The sequence below is a fragment of the Acinetobacter genomosp. 15BJ genome (genome assembly GCF_000400715.1).
Classification (GTDB): domain Bacteria; phylum Pseudomonadota; class Gammaproteobacteria; order Pseudomonadales; family Moraxellaceae; genus Acinetobacter.
Map to the genome: position 1 here is coordinate 770154 of NZ_KE007347.1, position 19386 is coordinate 789539.

The 19386-nt window shown below is 41.8% G+C and carries 18 protein-coding genes; 14 read left to right on the forward strand and 4 right to left on the reverse strand.

Going from position 1 to position 19386, the window contains the following annotated elements; genetic code table 11:
• Nucleotides 1-4: 4 nt before the first annotated feature.
• The 3 genes from F896_RS10475 to paaZ all read right to left on the reverse strand — a co-directional run bounded on the left by F896_RS10475 (nt 5) and on the right by paaZ (nt 4283).
• The gene (locus F896_RS10475; protein ID WP_016163586.1) at nt 5-1417 is read right to left on the reverse strand and encodes a spinster family MFS transporter; all 1413 of its coding nucleotides are present in this window, start codon (nt 1415-1417) and stop codon (nt 5-7) included.
• A gap of 397 nt (nt 1418-1814) precedes the next feature.
• Complete coding sequence (locus F896_RS10470; RefSeq protein ID WP_016163587.1) at nt 1815-2105, reverse strand: DUF1330 domain-containing protein; 291 nt, start codon at nt 2103-2105, stop codon at nt 1815-1817.
• Nucleotides 2106-2180: 75 nt separating this feature from the next.
• A complete protein-coding gene (gene paaZ, locus F896_RS10465) occupies nt 2181-4283 on the reverse strand; it encodes a phenylacetic acid degradation bifunctional protein PaaZ (protein ID WP_016163588.1) in 2103 nt (700 codons plus the stop codon).
• A gap of 266 nt (nt 4284-4549) precedes the next feature.
• On the opposite strand from paaZ, the gene paaA reads away from it, so the two are divergent.
• The 13 genes from paaA to F896_RS10400 all read left to right on the forward strand — a co-directional run bounded on the left by paaA (nt 4550) and on the right by F896_RS10400 (nt 17128).
• Nucleotides 4550-5485, forward strand: coding sequence for a 1,2-phenylacetyl-CoA epoxidase subunit PaaA (gene paaA / locus F896_RS10460; protein WP_016163589.1), 936 nt, complete (start codon nt 4550-4552; stop codon nt 5483-5485).
• Between the two features lie 33 nt (nt 5486-5518).
• Nucleotides 5519-5809 carry a 1,2-phenylacetyl-CoA epoxidase subunit PaaB gene (gene paaB, locus F896_RS10455; protein WP_005188892.1) on the forward strand — a complete coding sequence of 97 codons (291 nt, stop codon included), beginning with the start codon at nt 5519-5521 and terminating at the stop codon, nt 5807-5809.
• A gap of 12 nt (nt 5810-5821) precedes the next feature.
• Nucleotides 5822-6577: a 1,2-phenylacetyl-CoA epoxidase subunit PaaC gene (paaC, locus tag F896_RS10450; protein ID WP_016163590.1), complete on the forward strand. Its 756-nt coding sequence runs from the start codon at nt 5822-5824 to the stop codon at nt 6575-6577.
• A gap of 16 nt (nt 6578-6593) precedes the next feature.
• The gene (gene paaD, locus F896_RS10445; RefSeq protein WP_005188886.1) at nt 6594-7094 is read left to right on the forward strand and encodes a 1,2-phenylacetyl-CoA epoxidase subunit PaaD; all 501 of its coding nucleotides are present in this window, start codon (nt 6594-6596) and stop codon (nt 7092-7094) included.
• Nucleotides 7095-7117: 23 nt separating this feature from the next.
• Nucleotides 7118-8179 carry a 2Fe-2S iron-sulfur cluster-binding protein gene (locus tag F896_RS10440; protein WP_016163591.1) on the forward strand — a complete coding sequence of 354 codons (1062 nt, stop codon included), beginning with the start codon at nt 7118-7120 and terminating at the stop codon, nt 8177-8179.
• An 8-nt stretch (nt 8180-8187) separates the two neighbouring features.
• Complete coding sequence (locus F896_RS10435) at nt 8188-8961, forward strand: enoyl-CoA hydratase-related protein (RefSeq protein ID WP_016163592.1); 774 nt, start codon at nt 8188-8190, stop codon at nt 8959-8961.
• Nucleotides 8961-9752: a 2-(1,2-epoxy-1,2-dihydrophenyl)acetyl-CoA isomerase PaaG gene (gene paaG, locus F896_RS10430; protein ID WP_005212165.1), complete on the forward strand. Its 792-nt coding sequence runs from the start codon at nt 8961-8963 to the stop codon at nt 9750-9752. Before F896_RS10435 ends, paaG begins: the two co-directional genes overlap by 1 nt.
• A 2-nt stretch (nt 9753-9754) precedes the next feature.
• A complete protein-coding gene (locus F896_RS10425) occupies nt 9755-11293 on the forward strand; it encodes a 3-hydroxyacyl-CoA dehydrogenase (RefSeq protein ID WP_016163593.1) in 1539 nt (512 codons plus the stop codon).
• A 12-nt stretch (nt 11294-11305) separates the two neighbouring features.
• Nucleotides 11306-12517, forward strand: coding sequence for a 3-oxoadipyl-CoA thiolase (pcaF, locus tag F896_RS10420; RefSeq protein ID WP_016163594.1), 1212 nt, complete (start codon nt 11306-11308; stop codon nt 12515-12517).
• A 42-nt stretch (nt 12518-12559) separates the two neighbouring features.
• Nucleotides 12560-13849, forward strand: a complete 1290-nt coding sequence (gene paaK, locus F896_RS10415; protein WP_016163595.1) for a phenylacetate--CoA ligase PaaK — start codon at nt 12560-12562, stop codon at nt 13847-13849.
• Nucleotides 13850-13903: 54 nt separating this feature from the next.
• Nucleotides 13904-14869, forward strand: coding sequence for a phenylacetic acid degradation operon negative regulatory protein PaaX (gene paaX / locus F896_RS10410; protein ID WP_016163596.1), 966 nt, complete (start codon nt 13904-13906; stop codon nt 14867-14869).
• Entirely contained in the window at nt 14856-15458 is a 603-nt protein-coding gene (locus F896_RS10405; protein WP_016163597.1) for a DapH/DapD/GlmU-related protein, read from the forward strand. The genes paaX and F896_RS10405 overlap by 14 nt, the downstream gene beginning before the upstream one ends.
• A gap of 215 nt (nt 15459-15673) precedes the next feature.
• Nucleotides 15674-17128 (forward strand): benzaldehyde dehydrogenase, encoded by a 1455-nt coding sequence (locus F896_RS10400; protein ID WP_016163598.1) that lies wholly within the window; start codon nt 15674-15676, stop codon nt 17126-17128.
• Between the two features lie 54 nt (nt 17129-17182).
• Here F896_RS10400 and pobR read toward each other — a convergent pair whose 3' ends face one another.
• On the reverse strand, nt 17183-17998 hold the full coding sequence (gene pobR / locus F896_RS10395; RefSeq protein ID WP_016163599.1) for an IclR family transcriptional regulator PobR: 816 nt from the start codon (nt 17996-17998) through the stop codon (nt 17183-17185).
• 140 nt (nt 17999-18138) lie between these two features.
• Between pobR and pobA the strand changes: the two genes are divergently transcribed.
• On the forward strand, nt 18139-19323 hold the full coding sequence (gene pobA, locus F896_RS10390; RefSeq protein ID WP_016163600.1) for a 4-hydroxybenzoate 3-monooxygenase: 1185 nt from the start codon (nt 18139-18141) through the stop codon (nt 19321-19323).
• The last annotated feature ends 63 nt before the right edge of the window (nt 19324-19386 follow it).

The following is a 19386-nucleotide window of genomic DNA, read 5'->3' on the forward strand; positions in this document are numbered from 1 at the left end:
ACTTTTAGCCGAGTTGTTCGTGTTTGATACTTTCACGATAATATTTGCAGCCTTTGTAGAGCAGAAATACACCGAGTAAGCCTGCAACTGCATTTACAATTGAGATGGAGTTACCCACCATCAATGTATTTTGAAAATATTTATCCGTTAATAGCGCAACAGCGGTTGTACCTAGACCTAAAGCAATCAAATTTGAAACCAATAGAAATTTCGCTGAGACCTGAGCACGTAATTGGTTTGGGGTAAGCATTTGAGTTGCAGCAGCCGATGCAGGGATTGGAAAGGTCGAGAAAAACATAGCCACAAAAATTAAGGCAAAGGATAAGTACATATTATCGACTTGGGTAAACAGCACACTTGGGACAATAAGTGCTGCACAGCCGATCATTCCTGCTCGAATCGCTGCATCGCTATAACCCTTTTTGGAGAAATGATCGATGAGCCATCCGCAAAATAGAGCTCCAGCCGTGTTTGCAACCAAAATAATACTGCCGAGGATATAGCCTGTTTGGCTGGCATCTAGACCAAAGTGTCGCATGTAAAATGCTGGCGCCCATCCAAGTAGCGAGTACAGCATCATGGTATAGAACGAGAAGCCAATAAAGTGGCAAAAAAAGGTCTTTCTGTGCGTGCGAATAAAAGCAATTGAGTTTTTAAATGATGCTTGGATTAGCTGCCCGTTTTGATCAACTTTTAAGCCTTTTCGTGTGGGTTCCTTTACCGTTAAAATCATAACTAAGGCGAGTAAAACACCTGGAAGTCCGACGATAAAGAAAGTGAGTTGCCATGTTTTTAATTGTCCAATGACTGGTAGGACGACTGAATCAACATTTTTTAAAAGACTAATCACATAACCGCCAATTAAAAAAGCCAGACCAGAGCCAATAAAAGCACCAATCGCATATAGCCCTAACGCACGTCCTAACTTCTCTTTGGGGAATAAATCGGTCACGATGGAGTAAAAAGCGGGGGATAATGCAGCTTCACCAGCACCTACACCTAATCGTGCGAGAAACATCTGAGCAAAGTTTTTACTTAAGCCACATGCGGCTGTTGCTAAGCTCCAGAATGCAATGCCAATCGAAATAATCTTAATCCGTGATTTCTTATCAGCGAGTGCGGCAATCGGGATACCCATAAAGGCATAGAACAAAGAAAAAGCCAGACCCTGCAATAGACTAAATTGAGTGTCAGACAGCATCAGGTCATGTTTAATCGGTTCGATCATCAAGGATAAAATTTGACGATCTACAAACGAAAGAATATAAGCCAGCATACAAATCACGACGACATACCATTGGTAGCCATAATGTTCGCGTTCCAAATGCGGCTCTGGATGTATATGAATCACTTGTTCAGGCGATAGCGCTGCCTTTTGCTCATTCCTGAGCATACTTTCTGGGTGTTTATCATTCATTCTGCATCTTCCTATGATGACTGTGGATTAAATGATACTAAATAAATTTTATTTTTATAATTTAGTGTCATTTTTAGTCTATTTTATTTTGTGGATTTGATTCAATAGTTATTCTTAAATAAAGCTTAATTTTTTAATTTGATTGAAAAATAGAATGTTTTTTACAAGAAATAAGAAATCTATACTTGAAATTGTTTTTTATATTGTTGTTATTAAAAGTGTTTTATTGAATTTTCATTTTTTATAAAGTGTAAATAAACATTGCATTGTATGTGAGCGATTTTTAATTTAAAAATGTATAGGCGTGACTATTTATATTATTGTTAAAATAATTTTTTAAGTGATTCTTAAATTATATAAGTTATAAAAATATGTAATTTAATGTCGTTTGAATTTTCTAGTCTAACCCTTCAGTCAGAATCACCATATATTCACCTGCCAAATCTCGGTGTTTTTTTGCTTCTTGATAGGCATCACTGTGATACCAATTCTGTGCTTCCTGCATACTGCTAAATTTAATGATGGCAACGCCGTCGCTTTCGATATTTTCTAATGCAATGGATTGACCATAAAAAACAATCGGTTCAGCATCAAAACCTTGACTGGCTTTGCGTGCTAAGGATGTGTAGGTTTTCATTTGATCTTTATCTTTAAGTTCTTTACGAATCAAAATGATATATGCATTCATGGCTTTTCCTGATTGATAGGGACTAAGTTTTGATTTGTTGATGAATACGATCCCGTATCCATCAACGCTCATGTATTAAGCTGCGCGAGCGACCAATGTCAGAATATCGTAAGTGGCAACCAGTTCGTCGCGTTGGTTTTTCACTTTAATATCCCATACCACCACACCATGTGCAGGCTGTGATAAGTCTTTTTGTGGTTTTGGTGTTTTTTGCTTGCAGGTCAGTTCAACACGGATGGAATCACCAATTTTTACCGGCTCAACAAAGCGTAAGTTGTCCATACCATAGTTGGCAATCACTGGGCCTTGTGCGGCATCGACAAATAAGCCTGCTGCTGCTGAGACAATGAAATAACCATGCGCAACACGCTCACCAAAGAAAGAATCTGCCGCAGCGATTTTGTCTGTATGGGCATAGAAATAGTCACCACTGAGACAAGCAAAATTGACAATATCTGCTTCGGTAACTGTACGACGCGCTGTCAGTAAACGCTCACCAATGACCAATTCATCAAAATCCTTTTTAAAAGGATGTACGCGGTCTTGCTTGATGTTTGAACCTGCGGTCCATGAATGCGTGACTTGAGTGAGGCTATTCGGTGAACCTTGAATTGCAGTCCGTTGCATATAGTGTTTTACCGCTCTAATTCCACCAAGCTCTTCACCACCACCAGCGCGACCTGGGCCGCCGTGAACGAGATGAGGCAGTGGTGAACCATGACCTGTACTTTCTTTGGCAGATTCTTCATCCAGAATATGAACTCGACCATGCCATGGCGCAATTTTTTGAATGATCAGTTCGATATTCTCATCACTGTTCTTTACCACAGAGGCGACCAGACTGCCTTCACCACGAGCTACAAGATCGGTAAGTTCGTCGATTGATTGATACGGCATCAAGGTACACACAGGACCAAAGGCTTCAGTGGTATGTACCAAGCTTGCTTGTAGTGGTTGCTCACACAATAACAAGGTCGGTGAGAAGAATGCGCCTTTCTCAGGATGGTCAGCATTGATTTTAAATGTTGTCTCATCACCTAATACAATTTTGGCTTCTTTCGCCAGTTCAGCAACTTTAGCCGCCACATCCAGTTTTTGTTTAGGGCTGGCGAGTGCACCCATGGTGGTGTCTTGCTTTTGTGGATCGCCCACAATCACTTTTTCCAGTTTAGCAATCAGCTTTTGTTGTACTTGCCCAAGTCGTGCTTGTGGTACAAAAGCTCGGCGAATGGCGGTACATTTCTGTCCTGCTTTGGTGGTCATTTCTCGAAAAACTTCACGTACAAACAGATCAACCGTGGCTTCATCTGCTTCAGGGCTTAGGATGGCACTATTGACAGAATCAGCTTCCATACTAAATGGAATTGAATATTTGTTGAGATGTGGGTGGTTGCGGAGTTTTTGGCCGGTATATGCTGAACCTGTGAAGGTTACACAATCCTGTGGACCTAGATAATCAAAAAGATCATCAATTTGTCCGCAAATGAGTTGTAGTGATCCTTTCGGTAGAAGTTGCGTATCTTCAATCGCTTTAACAACTGCTTGGGTGAGTTGAGCACCGTCTGTTGCAGGTTTAACAATACATGGCACACCAGCCAGTAGCGTCGGGGCAATTTTTTCTAACATTCCCCAAATGGGAAAGTTAAATGCATTAATATGAACTGCCACACCCGCTTTAGGGCTTAAAATATGCTTGGCGCCAAAAGTGCCATTTTTTGAGAGTTGAATCCAACTGTCTTCCGTAATAATTTTTTCATCATTCAGTTCTCGACGTACCAGACTCGAGTAAGCAAATAAGGTCTGAATTCCACCTTCAATATCAATCCATGCATCTTTGCGTGTTGCACCCGTTGCGTAAGCAAGCTGATAAAAATCTTCTTTGTGCTCAAGTAGGTGCTGTGCAATTTGTTTTAAAGCATTGGCACGTTGATGGAAGGTCCAGTTTGCCAATGCTGCACCATTCTGTTTGGCATATTCAACAACCTGTTGCATATCTATGCCATAACTGCTGACGCTATAGATCGGCTCGTTGCTAATGGCGTGAACAACAGTACGTGCATCTTCATGGCTTGAGTGCCACGTTCCATAGACGTAAGAAGGCAGTTGTGTCAGCTGCTGAGTCGGGTTTTGGTATGCAGTGTCCTGTGCTGTTTCTTCACGTTGTGCTTGTTCAAGCATAATCAAACTCCATTTTTATGTGATACATCAATTATAAAAATATTTAAAATATGATTCATAATTTCATCTTGATTGAGCAAAAAGTCAACTGTAATTTGTTTTAAGAGCTCAATTTAATTTTTGTTTATTTTATTAAAATAATATAAAACAAATGTTTATTTTGTTACTGTGAGTTAATTTTAATTTGATACAAAAATATTGATTGACTTTGTTTTTAGTGTATCGAAAAATAGATTCATGGATGGAATTCTCAAGGGAATCTACAAATGGAAAATAAGTATCAGAAATTTGAGCAAAATATTGCCAATGACATCACGATAGAAGCGAAAGATGAAATGCCAGATGCCTATCGTAAAACTTTGATTCGTCAAATTGGGCAACACGGTCATTCTGAAATTGTTGGCATGTTACCTGAAGGAAACTGGATTACGCGTGCACCGACTTTAAAGCGTAAAGCGGTTCTACTCGCAAAAGTTCAAGATGAAGCAGGGCACGGACTTTACCTCTACAGTGCAGCAGAAACATTAGGTGCAGACCGTGATGACATGATGGAAAAACTAATTGATGGAAAAATGAAATATTCATCAATTTTTAATTATCCGACGGTGACTTGGGCTGATGTTGCTGCGATTGGCTGGTTGGTTGACGGTGCTGCGATTGTGAATCAGGTGGCGTTGTGCCGTACCTCTTATGGTCCCTATGCACGTGCCATGGTACGGATCTGTAAAGAAGAAAGCTTTCATCAACGCCAAGGTTTTGAAGCCATGATGGTACTAGCTGCTGGAACATCAGAACAAAAACAAATGGCACAAGACGCTGTAAATCGCTTTTGGTGGCCAGCACTGATGATGTTTGGGCCAAGCGATGAGCATTCTCCAAATAGTGCGCAAAGTCTGGCTTGGAAAGTTAAACGATTCAGTAACGATGATTTACGTCAAAAGTTTGTCGATAACACGGTTCCTCAAATTTTGCAGCTTGGTTTAGACGTTCCAGATCCTGATTTGAAGTGGGATGAAAAAGCGGGACGTTATATCCACGGTGAAATCAATTGGCACGAATTCAATGAAGTTATTGCTGGTCGAGGGCCATGTAACCATGAGCGTATAGAAGCACGACGCAAAGCTTGGGAAGACGGTAAATGGGTTCGAGATGCAGCTGTTATCTACGCTAAAAAGCAGCAAGCCGTAACGCAAGTCGCTTAAGCAAAATTTATGGACAAAATTGAGGACATCAAAATGGAAGATAAAAATAACTGGTCGCTTTACGAAGTATTTATCCGTAGCAAACAAGGTCTAAGTCATCGTCATGTCGGTAGCTTAAGAGCATCTGATGATGAAATTGCATTGCAACATGCGCGCGATGTGTACACCCGTCGTAATGAGGGAATCAGTATTTGGGTGGTTCGTTCTGAATTGATTAAGTCATCACAGCCAGATGAAAAAGCTGAATTTTTCGAACCAGCGCTAGACAAAGTTTATCGTCATCCTACGTTCTATCATATTCCTGATGGCATCGAGCATATGTAAGGGAGTATGGAAATGAATAATCCTATTTTATCTAAGTTCTTATTACATATTGGCGATAGCCAGTTGGTATTGGCGCAACGTTTAGCGGAGTGGTGCGGTCATGCGCCAGAGCTAGAGATTGATATTGCCTTGGCGAATATTGGTCTGGATCTGCTTGGGCAATCAAGAAACTTTTTAACTTTAGCTGGGCAATATGAAGAAGCACAGCGTGATGAAGATCAATTGGCTTACTTCCGTTCAGAACGTGAATTTCTCAATTTATTGTTATGTGAACAGCCAAACGGTGATTTTGCTCAAACCATCGTACGCCAATGGTTAATGGATCATTATCACTTGTTATTAATGACGTCTTTAAGCAAAAGTGCAGTAGCTGAGATTGCAGCGTTGGCAATGAAATCATTAAAAGAAGTGAAATATCACATTCGCTTTTCAACCAGTTGGATGGAGCGTCTGAGCTTAAGTACAGCAGAAGCACATCAACGTGTACAGCTTGCATTAGATAGCTTGTGGCGTTTTAGCGCAGAGTTATTTGAGTTGACGGCTGAAGAGCGTGTACTGGTTGAGCAAGGTTTAATCAGTGACTTATCCAATGATAAAGCGCAATGGGATAAGACAATTGCTGAAGAATTAAAACGATTTGAGCTGACAGTTCCTGCAAATGGTGCGTATCGCCGTGGTGCCAAACAAGGTCTACATACGGAACATTTAGGATATTTGTTGGCTGAAATGCAGGCCATTCAACGCACTTATCCTGAAATGACTTGGTAAGACAAGGAGTTGAGCCATGCAAATGATTCGCCATTGTATCGATCAGTGTTGGGATGTTCTGCAAACGGTCAGCGATCCTGAGATTCCTGCTTTATCTGTAGTGGATTTGGGCATGATTCGTGGGGTAGAACTGAATGATCAGCAAGAAATTATTGTTCGATTAACACCTACCTATAGTGGTTGTCCTGCAACTGATTTATTAAAAGCGCAGATTGTCGAGGCGTTGGCAGCAGAAGACCTCACTCCAGCAAAGGTGATTGTTGATTTATCTGAAGCATGGACAACCGACTGGATGTCTGAAATAGGCAAGAAGAAGTTACAAGACTATGGTATCGCGCCACCAGAGGGTTTAGCCCATCAGTGTGGAACACATGTTCATTTAAAAGATGGTGTGGTGTGTCCGCGGTGTAAAAGTCGAAATACCAAGCTGCTCACGGAGTTTAGTTCAACCGCGTGTAAGGCCTTGTACAAATGTCAGGACTGTCTTGAGCCCTTTGATTATTTTAAATGTATTTAAAGTTTTAGATAAGGAAATCAGCCATGAGCCAATTTATTCCCTTAAAAGTAAAAAGTATTACGCCTCAGACCGATCAAGCCATTTGTATTGCGTTTGATCTTGTGTCTGAGCAACAAGAACAATTTAGATTTCAACCAGGTCAGCATTTAACGATTCGCCATTTAACTGAGGCAGGTGAGATTCGCCGTTGTTACTCAATCTGTAGTTATGCACCGAAAGAAGATATCAGTATCGCAGTAAAAAAGATGGATCAAGGTCAATTCTCAAATTGGGCTAATGACTATCTAAAAGTTGGCGATGTTCTTGATGTAATGCCACCACAGGGTGTTTTCTTCCAAAAAGCAGCCAGATCGGGCGGTCAAGCATTTTTAGGTGTTGCTGCGGGCAGTGGTATAACCCCAATTTTATCGATTATTAAACAGGTTTTGTTTGAACAATCGACATCGAATTTTACCTTGCTCTATGGTAATCGTTCATGGAAACAGACCATGTTTGCTGAGCAAATTATGGATTTGAAAGATCAATTTAAAGAACGTTTCCAGTTGATCAATATTTTTTCCCGTGAATTCAACGAAAGTGAGTTGATGAATGGTCGAATAGATGAAACAAAATTAAAGCAATTGTTTGATCATGACGTGTTAGAAAGCAATTTTGATCATGTTTTTGCCTGTGGCCCAGATGAAATGATGGATACAGTCGAAAGCCTGCTACCGACCTATGGTTTAAGCAAAGACAAGATTCATACTGAACGTTTTAATACGGGTCATGTCCGTAAACGAGCAGTCGATGCCGATGCAAATCGTAAGGAAGAACAAGTCAATATTGTACTGGATGGTCGTGAACTGATCGTGTCAGTGTCTCAAGACGATGAAAGCATTTTAGATGCAGCATTGCGTGCAGGTGCAGATTTACCTTATGCATGTAAAGGCGGGGTGTGTGCGACCTGCCGTTGTAAGGTGCTTTCTGGTGATGTTGATATGTTCTTGAACTACAGTCTTGAAGATGATGAAGTCGAAAAAGGCTATGTGTTGAGCTGCCAGACTTTACCTAAAAGCTCAAATGTCCGTTTGAGCTTTGATGAGTAGAGGTGGCTATGCAAGAGCTAATCAAAGCCGAAATAACAATTGATGGTGTAATGCTATTAACCCTCAATCGTGCTGAAAAACGAAATGCTTTAAATAATGCAACTTTGCAATATTTATGCGAATTGCTCGAAGAGGCAGAACATAATGCCCGAATCAAAGCCATCGTTCTAACGGGCAATCAATATTGTTTCGCAGCAGGTGCTGATCTTGCTGAGTTAGCAGAAATGGATTCAGTGGCTTTACAGCTCGATATCCGTCCAAAACTATGGCAGAAGATTGATGCGTTTAGTAAACCGATTATTGCAGCTGTGAATGGTTATGCCTTGGGTGCAGGATTTGAACTGGTTTTACATACAGATATCGTACTGTGTGGTGAAAATGCCAAATTCGCATTGCCAGAAATTGGTTTGGGCATGTTACCAGGTGCTGGTGGCACACAACGTTTAGCACGTCTAGTCGGGCAACAATTGACCATGCGCTGGGCGATGACAGGTGAAATGCTTTCGGCGCAACAGGCAGAGCAACATGGTATTTGCAGCGAAGTGGTGCCAACGGCTTTAACTGTGGAATATGCCATTCAATTAGCCAAGAAAATTGCTCAACAAGCACCCTTGGCAATTCGGGTAATTAAACAATCGATCAAAAGTATTCATGAGACAACACTGAGTCAGGGATTAAAGCTTGAACGCCAGAATTTTGTTTGGTTGGCGGCAACAAACGATCGAAAAGAAGGAATTAACGCATTCTTTGAAAAAAGAAAGCCTGTATTTAGAGGTGAATGATGGACTATCAAAATATTATTGTAGAAGAAAAGAATGCTGTTGGTTATTTAACCTTTAATCGACCAAAGGCACTGAATAGTTTTAACGTGGATATGCACCGTGAAGTCGCTGAGGTCTTGGGCTTTTGGAGTAAAAACCAAGATATTCGTTGTGTAGTGATTAGTGGTGAAGGTCGTGGTTTCTGCGCAGGACAAGATCTTGGCGATCGTGTGGTTGATCCAAATGCTGCAGCCCCTGATTTAGGTTACTCGATTGAAACCTACTATAACCCGCTGATCAAAATGATTGTCAATATGCCCAAGCCTGTGATCTGTGCGGTAAATGGTGTGGCAGCCGGTGCAGGTGCAAATATTGCTTTGGCTTGTGATTTGGTCGTCGCAGCGAAATCTGCCAATTTTGTACAAGCATTTTGTCGTTTAGGTCTGGTTCCTGACTCAGGTGGAACATGGTTTCTGCCACGTGCGGTAGGTCAAGCCCGTGCAATGGGTCTGGCTTTACTGGGAGATAAACTTCCTGCGGAAACCGCAAAAGAATGGGGCATGATTTGGGATGTTGCCGAAGATGCTGAGCTGAAATCAAAAGTCACTGAACTGGCAGAACGTTTAGCCAAACAGCCTACCTTTGGCCTATCACTGATCAAAAAAGCCATCCATCAATCCAGTAATAACAGCTTTGATGAACAGATGTTCTTGGAGCGAGATTTACAACGTATCGCAGGACGCTCAGAAGATTATCGTGAAGGTGTGCAAGCTTTCATGAATAAGCGTGAGCCTGACTTTCAGGGACGTTAAGCATGATGAATCTAGATTTGTCTCATGCCAAAATTGCGGTGATTGGCTCAGGAACAATGGGGATCGGTATTGCTCAATTGGCGATGGTCAATGGTCATTCGACTGTTCTCTATGATCTCGATCGTGAAAAGACCAAACAGGCGGTTGATGGATTGCATCAGACCTTCGCGAAGTTGACAGAAAAAGGCAAGCTAACCTCTGAGCAGGCACAGCAGGCACTTTCACGTTTGACCATTGCTGATCAAATCGCAGCATTGGCAAATGTCGATTTGGTGATAGAAGCTGTAGTTGAAAAGCTGGAAGTGAAACAATCTTTGTTCAAGCAGCTGGCGACGATTTGTAATGACCAAACGATTTTAGCCACCAATACCTCATCTATTTCTGTGACAGCAATTGCGTCTGCTGTTCCACACCCTGAACGTGTGGTTGGACTGCATTTCTTTAATCCTGCACCTGTGATGAAGTTGGTCGAAATTGTACAGGGTTTAAAAACAACGGAAGTTTTATGTCAGTCATTAAGAACGCTCATGCTGGCTTGGAACAAAATTCCTGTGTTAACTAAGTCAACGCCAGGATTTATTGTCAATCGTATTGCCCGTCCGTTTTATGCAGAAGCATTTCGCGCCTTGCAAGAACAGGTCACAACATATGATCAACTCGACTATGCCTTAAAGCAATGTGGTGGTTTTGCGATGGGACCGTGTGAGTTAACTGATTTAATTGGGCAAGATGTTAATTTCTCAGTCACTCAAAGTGTTTATGAAGCCTTCTTTTATGAACCGCGTTATCGTCCAAGCCTGATTCAGAAAGAATTGGTTGATGCTGGTACATGGGGACGTAAATCAAAGCAAGGCTTTTATCGCTATGATGAAAAAAATCAGTATGCGACTTTTCAGCTTCAGCTTATTACTGCGCCGTCTTTTCATGCTGATGTTCAAGTCAAAGGTACATGGGCTCAATGTCCGCATTTATTAGAACGTCTGGGCTTAAGTCGTGCTTTAGCAAGCAATGAAAATATCATCCAAATTGATGATGTTGATTTGCGTCTAAGTCATGGAGAATCTGTCAATATCGATTATCCAAATCGTAAAACGGTATTGATGGATTGGCATCATCATTTTGAACAGGCACAGGCGGTGGTTCTTAGCCATAACCATCTTTGCCAAGCGGATGATCTTGCAACTGTTGAGGATTTCTTTGCCCAATCCCAGATCAAGGTACTTTGGATCAGTGATCATCCAGCACTATTAACCTTGCGTACTATTGTTTTACTGATTAATGAAGCCTGTGAAGCAAGTCTGCATGGTGTTGCGAGTATGGAAGATATTGATAATGCCATGAAATATGGAGTGAACTATCCTAAAGGGCCGTATCAATGGATGATGCAATTGGGTGCTGAATACGTCTTGGCAACACTAAACAATTTATATGCCATCTATGGCGAAGAAAAATATCGTGCAAGTCTTTATCTCAAACAATACGTGGCGAAGCAGCAGTGTATTCGCACTGATTATTCAAAAGATTTAAAAGCCTTTGCATAGACAGGAGTCAACATGGAAGACGTTTTAATTTGCGATTTTATTCGTACCCCAATTGGTCGCTATGCAGGTGCATTAAGTTCAGTGCGTACTGATGATCTTGCGGCATTGCCGATTAAATATTTAAAAGAAAAGCATGCTGATTTACCTTGGCAAGAATTGGATGAAGTGTTTTTAGGCTGTGCCAATCAAGCGGGTGAAGATAACCGTAATGTGGCGCGTATGGCAACCTTATTGGCTGGTTTACCTGAAGCTGTTCCTGCAATGACAGTGAATCGTTTATGTGCATCTGGTTTAGATGCAGTCGGTTTGGCAGCACGTTCAATTAAATCTGGCGAGTCTCAATTTGTACTGGCAGGTGGCGTGGAGTCAATGAGCCGAGCGCCCTTTGTTCAAGCCAAGCCAACAGAAGCATTTGGACGCAGTCCGGAAATATTTGATACCACGATTGGCTGGCGTTTTATTAATAAAAAGATGAAAGCCGAATATGGCACCGACAGCATGCCTGAAACGGCTGAGAATGTGGCTGAGAAATACCAGATTAGCCGACAAGATCAGGATGAGTTTGCGATTCGTAGTCAACAAAAAGTGGCAGTGGCGCAACAAAATGGTTTTTTTACAGATGAAATCTTGCCCGTTGAACTGGTCGATCGTAAAAAGAACATCACCATTTTTAGCCAAGATGAGCATCCAAGAGCAGAGACTAGCCTAGAGGGTTTGGCAAAACTCAAAGCCCCATTCCGTAAAGAGGGTGGTTCAGTCACTGCGGGCAATGCATCTGGTGTCAATGATGGTTCGGCTTGTGTGTTATTGACCAATCGTCAGTTTGCCGATAGCCACGGATTAAAACCTTTGGCACGTGTGGTCGCGATTGCAAGTGCAGGTGTTGAGCCAAAATATATGGGCATTGGACCTGTGCCAGCAGTTCAGAAACTTTTAAAACAAACAGGTCTTCGCTTAGATCAAATGGATGTGATTGAGCTGAACGAGGCATTTGCAGCCCAGTCTTTGGCATGTATGCGTGAGTTGGGTTTAAAAGATGATGATGCACGTGTTAATCCGAACGGTGGCGCGATTGCCCTTGGACATCCACTGGGTATGAGCGGAACTCGTTTGGTGATTACCGCCACCAGAGAATTAAAAAGACGTGGTGGTCAATATGCACTGTGCACCATGTGTGTTGGTGTCGGCCAAGGTGTGGCCCTTATTTTAGAAAATTTAAATTAATGTAGATGGTTCTCGTGTAATAACGACATAGGAGATACGGCAGTGGATAGCCAAATTATAGATAATGTAGAAAAAATGACGCTAGCGGAGTTGCGAGCACTTCAAACCAAACGGTTAAAGGAAACATTGACCTATGTCTATGCCAATAGCCCGGTGTACAAGAAAAAGTTCGATGATGCTGGTGTACATCCCGATGACTTTGTAACATTGGATGATCTCGCAAAGTTTCCATTTACCACCAAACAGGATCTAAGAGATAACTATCCGTTTGGTATGTTTGCTGTGCCTCAGGAACAAATTGTCCGTTTACATGCTTCTTCTGGGACAACAGGCAAACCCACCGTCGTTGGATATACCCAAAAAGATATTCATACTTGGTCAGATATCGTGGCGCGTTGCCTACGTATGGCAGGTCTAAGTGCCAAGGATATGATTCAGGTTGCCTATGGTTATGGTTTATTTACTGGTGGTTTAGGCGCACATTATGGTGCGGAGCGCTTGGGTGCAACCGTGATTCCGATGTCAGGTGGTCAAACCGAAAAACAGGTTCAACTGATTCAGGACTTTAAACCGACAGCGATTATGGTGACGCCATCATACTGTGTGAGCATTATTGAAAAACTAGAGCAACAGTTGGGTAGTGCACGAAATACCTCTTTAAAAGTCGGTATTTTTGGTGCTGAACCTTGGACAAATGAGCTACGCCGTGAAATCGAAGAGCGTTTGAATATCAAGGCATTAGATATTTACGGCTTATCTGAGATCATGGGTCCTAGTGTTGCGATGCAGTGCCTGAATGAAGGTGAAGGCTTAACCATTTGGGAAGATCATTTTTATCCTGAGATCATTAATCCTGAAACAGGTGAAGTGTGTAAGGATGGTGAATTGGGCGAACTGGTATTCACTACCATTACTAAAGAAGGTTTGCCGATTATCCGCTATCGTACCCGCGATTTGACTCGTTTATTGGCAGGTCAGAACATGGCGATGCGTCGTATGGACAAGATTGTAGGGCGTAGTGATGATATGCTGATTATTCGCGGGGTAAATGTATTTCCAACTCAAATTGAAGAACAAATTCTTCAAGTGCCAAGTTTAGTGCCGAATTATGAAATTCTGGTCGCGAAGAAAGGGCATATGGATACTTTGCATATCCGCACAGAAATGTGTCATAACTGTGATCAGCAAGCACAGCAACTGGCTCAGCAGCTGATGCAACGGATAAAAACCATGATTGGGATTTCAGTCACGGTGGAAGTAGTGAATGAACTGACTTTGCCTCGCTCTGAAGGTAAAGCAAAACGAGTAATCGATATGCGTCAGATTGCTTAACATTATGATCATTCAGGGTATAGAATCTATATCCTGAATCTTAAACGCTAAGACATGGGTATGAGTGTAAAATTACAGCAAATTATTGATTCGATTATTAAGAATGAGACCTTAAGCGGAACCTCGCTGATTTCTACTATTTTTGGAGATTCAGTCCTGCATCGAGGGGGCAACATCAGCCTTGCAAGCTTGATTCAGCTAATGGAGCTTTTTGATTTTAATGATCGTGCTGTAAGGACTTCAGTTTTCCGTCTAGTGAAAAGTGATTGGTTAGGTTCAGATAAAATTGGTAGAACCAGCTTTTATCGGATTACCGATGCCAGTCGAGCAAAATATTTGCAAGCAGAGCAACGGATTTATAATGATCAGATGAAGGAATGGGATCACTCTTGGGATCTGATTCTAATGTCGAGTCTGGATAGTGACAATAAAGCATTTTTAAAGAAAGAGTTGGAATGGTTAGGCTTTGCCAATATTTCAACCAATCTTATGGCTTATCCGGGTTCGAATCGTCTACAACTACAAAAGCTGTTGGTTGACTTAAATATGAGTGAACAGGTGGTGGTGTTTAAGGCCGAGACCTTACAGCTGTTTAATAACTCAACTGACACTATTAGTCGTATGTTAGAAACCAATTGGCCGATTGATGAGTTACGTCAACGCTATCTGCAGTTCTTGGATATGTTTAGAGAAATTGGCGTAATTTTGATGCAGGAAGACGAAAGCATTGAACCACTTCAAGCTTTTCAGATTCGGACCTTATTGATTCATTACTATCGTCGTATTTTACTCAAAGATCCTGCATTGCCCTTAGAACTATTATCCGCGGACTGGCCCGCAGTCAATGCCCGTACATTATCCATGAACATTTACAAAAAAGTCTTTGAAGCGGCTGATGACTATTTCTTATCGGTTGCGGCAACATCCGAAGGGCCAATGCCAAATGCGACTGCACCTTTCTGGCGTCGTTTTGGCGGCTTAACCCAAAGTAATGAGAGATTGAGTCATGCCTTGCTATAGCATTGATGGGGTGATTCCTGTGGTTCACCCTAGTGCATTTGTTCATCCCACGGCAGTTTTAATTGGTGATGTGATTATTGAAGCTGGGGTTTATATTGGTCCTTTTGCTTCATTGCGTGCGGACTTTGGTCGTGTTCATATCCAAGCAAATGCCAATGTACAGGACAGTTGTACCATTCATGGTTTTCCGCAAAGTATCACCCTGATTGAAGAAATGGGACATATTGGTCATGCTGCGATTTTGCATGGTTGCCGTATTGGTAAAAATGTCTTGATTGGCATGAATAGTGTGATTCTGGATTATGCAGAAATTGGTGAAAACACCATTATTGGTGCAAACAGTTTAGTCAAAACCAAAGATGTGATTCCTGCCAATGTACTGGCAATCGGAAGCCCTGCAAAAGTTGTGCGAGATTTAACAGAACAAGAACGCACATGGAAAATTAAAGGGACCCAAGAATATATCCAATTGGCACAGCGTTGTTTAAACAGCATGATAGAGGTTATGCCTTTAGTGGAAAATTCACCTAAACGTAAGACCTATCAAGATTTTCACTCTGCTCACCAAATCAAGCCAACAACAGCATAAATAGAACATTTGAGCTGATCAATTTCTTTTGAACTTCAGCGATAACAAGACATCAAAAAGCAACAGTTTGTTTTTAAATATTAGTTGATGATGAAGTGTAAATTTTTCTACTTTTTAAGTTAGAAAAATACAGGAAAGCATTTTTCACTACATTTTTGGATATAAATCGGCCTAAAAGTGAAGACTTTATTTAAGGAAATACAAAGAGGTTAATGATGTCTATTTTAACAAAAGAAATTTGGGATCAAAAATTATTTCGTGGAACATGGCAATCCGCCAAAAACGGTTATCAAGTAGTTGAAGTTGCGACAGGTGAGTCCTTAGGACAGATTGGTTATGCAGATGCATCCGATGTGGTCGAGGCGGCTCAGCAAGCCAAGATTGCACAAAAGCAATGGTGGGCACTGAGTTATCAAGAGCGTCAGGCGGTTTTTGAGCGAGCAGTTCAGATTCTAACTGAGCATCAGGCTGAAATTATCGAATGGCTGGTCAAAGAAAGTGGTTCGCTACAATTAAAAGCTGGTTTTGAGGTTAATATCTCGATACAGGTATTAAAGCATTGTATTGCTTTGCCAGCAGCGGATCAGGGCACATTATTGCCAACTACGGCAGGTAAACTGAGTTTGGCCAAGCGAGTGCCTTTAGGTGTGGTTGGTGTGATTTCACCATTTAATTTTCCGTTGTATCTTGCGTTACGTGCGGTTGCACCCGCATTGGCGCTCGGAAATGCGGTGATCTTGAAACCTGATGAACGCACTGCTGTCTGTAGCGGTTATGCAATTGCCCGTATTTTTGAATTGGCGGGTTTACCACAAGGACTGCTACATGTACTGCCTGGTGGTGCTGAAGTGGGCGAAGCACTGACCTTAGATAAAAATATTGCCAGTATTCAATTTACCGGTTCTACCCATGTGGGTCGTATTGTGGGTGCCAATGCAGCCAAAACACTGAAAAAAGTATCGCTTGAGTTAGGCGGTAAAAACTCACTGATTATTCTTGACGATGCCGATATTGAGCTTGCGGCAGAGAATATCGCGTGGGGTGCTTTTTTGCATTCGGGTCAAATTTGTATGACCTCTGGAAAAATCCTGATTCAGGAAAAGATCTATCATCAAGTCAAACAACGTGTGATTGAAAAGGTCAAAAATTTTGTGGTGGGCAATCCATTGAATGCGGATGTCACGATTGGCCCTTTGATTAATGCTAAGCAATCGCAACGAGTTGAGCAGTTGGTCAATGAAGCAATTGCACATGGCGCTAAACTGGAAATTGGTGGACAGGCCAATGGTGTTTTCTTTGAACCAACGGTCTTAGCTGATGTAAAACAGGACAATCCAATTTTTGCTGAGGAAATTTTCGGTCCTGTTGCCGTCCTTATTCCTTTTAGCACGGATGAACAGGCAATTGAACTTGCGAATGATGGAGATTATGGGCTTTCGGCGGGTATTATTACAGCCAATGTTGGGCGTGGCATGCAGCTTGGTCAGCAACTGAATGTAGGTTTATTGCATATCAATGATCAAACCGTGAATGATGAAACGGTGAATCCTTTTGGTGGCTTTGGTGCATCAGGCAATGGTACACGTATTGGTGGACCTGCGAATGCGGATGAATTTACCCAATGGCAATGGATGACCATTCAGGCGCAAGCGCCACATTATCCATTCTAAGCAAGTTTGAAAATTCCTTCTGATTTGTCCCTGAAACTTTAGGGACAAATGCTTCTAAATCACATTACGAAGCTCATTGGCAGTGTTGCGTAGTAGCGGTAAAATCTGTTCCACTAAATAATCCTCTTGTACACGATTGGTCTGTGACATGCAGTTTAGGGCGGCAATCGCTTTTCCTTGAGCATTGATCACAGGCACGGCAATTGCGATGACACCGAGTTCATGCTCTTCTTTAGAGAGGCAATAATCTGCTCGTGAAATGCCTTTTAGCACCTCAAAGAATTTGCTTTCATCCGTTATGGTAAAAGGGGTTAAACGCTTTAATCCATAGTTTTTGACCCAATCGCGCTGAGTCTGCTCAGATAATGCTGCCAATAATACTTTACCTGTTGAAGTTGCGTGTGCAGGTAGGCGATTGCCTAAATGCATGCCATAAGGGCTCACGCGGAGATTATCTTGTTGAGGTAGATAACTACGAACGATCGGTACCACTTCGTTATCATCTAAAACCACCAATGAAAAGGTTAATGAGGTTTGTGCAGATAAAAGATTGAGAAAGGATTGGGCAATTTTAGGTAGATGTGCTGAACTTAAATAAGAACTTGAGAAACGTAACACACGATGAGTCAGCCAATAATAATGTTCATCTGTGTCTAAATAGCCTAAATATTTTAAAGTTTTAAGATAACGCCGTGCTGCTGTTCGACTGATCCCAGTCCGTTCAGCCACTTGAGTGACATTTAAACGTTGTCGATCAACCCCAAAAGCCTCCAGTAAAGCGAGCCCTTTGGCCAAACCAGCAATGTAATCTTCCTGACGGATCTGTTCATGCAAATTGGGGTGCTCTAACACAGCATCAACCTTAACCATGTTTCCATTCCTGTTATTGTGATGTTTTTGTCCGCTATTCGGACAAATGAAATGATAAACGGTTCTTTTCGACTTGGCTATATCGTGCACAAAACTTAAAAGCAGTAAGTTAAAAGACAGGAGATCACAAGGAAGATGTCATGGAACTTTTAACAACGCAGGTTGCGATTATTGGTGCGGGTCCAGCTGGATTGCTACTTGGCCAGCTTTTATATAAGGCAGGTATTGAGCATATTATTATTGAACAACGTAGCGCTGAGTATGTGGCCTCGCGGATACGTGCTGGCATCTTGGAACAAGTATCGGTTGATTTACTTAAGCAGGCCGGTGTAGATCAACATCTAAAAGAGAAAGGATTGCCGCATTCAGGTATTGAGATACTTACCAATGGACAGAAACATCGAGTTGATTTATCTGCATTGACTGGTGGAAAGCAGGTCACGGTCTATGGTCAAACAGAAGTGACCAAAGATTTAATGATGGCACGTGAGGCCGCGCAACTTAAATCATTTTATGAAGCACAAAATGTACAGGTCAGCGATTTTTATCAAACACCTAAAGTGCATTTTGAATATCAAGGTAAATCAATCCAGATCGAATGTGATTTCATTGCAGGTTGTGATGGCTATCATGGAATATGCCGAGCCAGTGTGCCTCAGGATAAAATCAAGACCTATGAAAAAGTGTATCCATTTGGCTGGTTAGGTGTATTAGCCGACGTACCTCCCGTTGCCGATGAATTGATTTACGTCCAATCAGAACGTGGTTTTGCTTTATGCAGTATGCGTTCAGAAACGCGTAGTCGTTATTACTTGCAAGTTCCGCTCAATGATCGAGTTGAAGACTGGTCAGATGAGAGGTTTTGGGAAGAGCTCAAATCTCGCTTAGATGCTGAAAGTCAAAAAAAGTTGGTAACAGGCCCATCAATCGAAAAAAGTATCGCACCACTACGCAGTTTTGTGACTGAACCCATGCGATTCGGAAAACTGTTTTTAGCAGGTGATGCGGCGCATATTGTCCCACCAACAGGTGCAAAAGGGTTGAATCTTGCAGCCTCTGATATTGCTTATCTCTCCAGTGCATTGATTGAATATTATGTCGAAGGTTCAGATCAGGGCATTCAGGAATATTCAGAAAAATGCTTACAACGGGTCTGGAAGGCTGAGCGTTTTTCTTGGTGGATGACCCACTTATTGCATCGCTTTGAAATAGAAAGTGAGTTTGAACATAAGATTAAACAAGCCGAACTGAGCTATATCCTTGGCTCTACAGCGGGCAAGACGACCTTGGCAGAAAATTATGTCGGTTTGCCTATACACGCCTAAATCGTAATTCAGATATTTTTCAGCACATTGAATTGATAACGATTTTCAAAATTTAAACAAGTT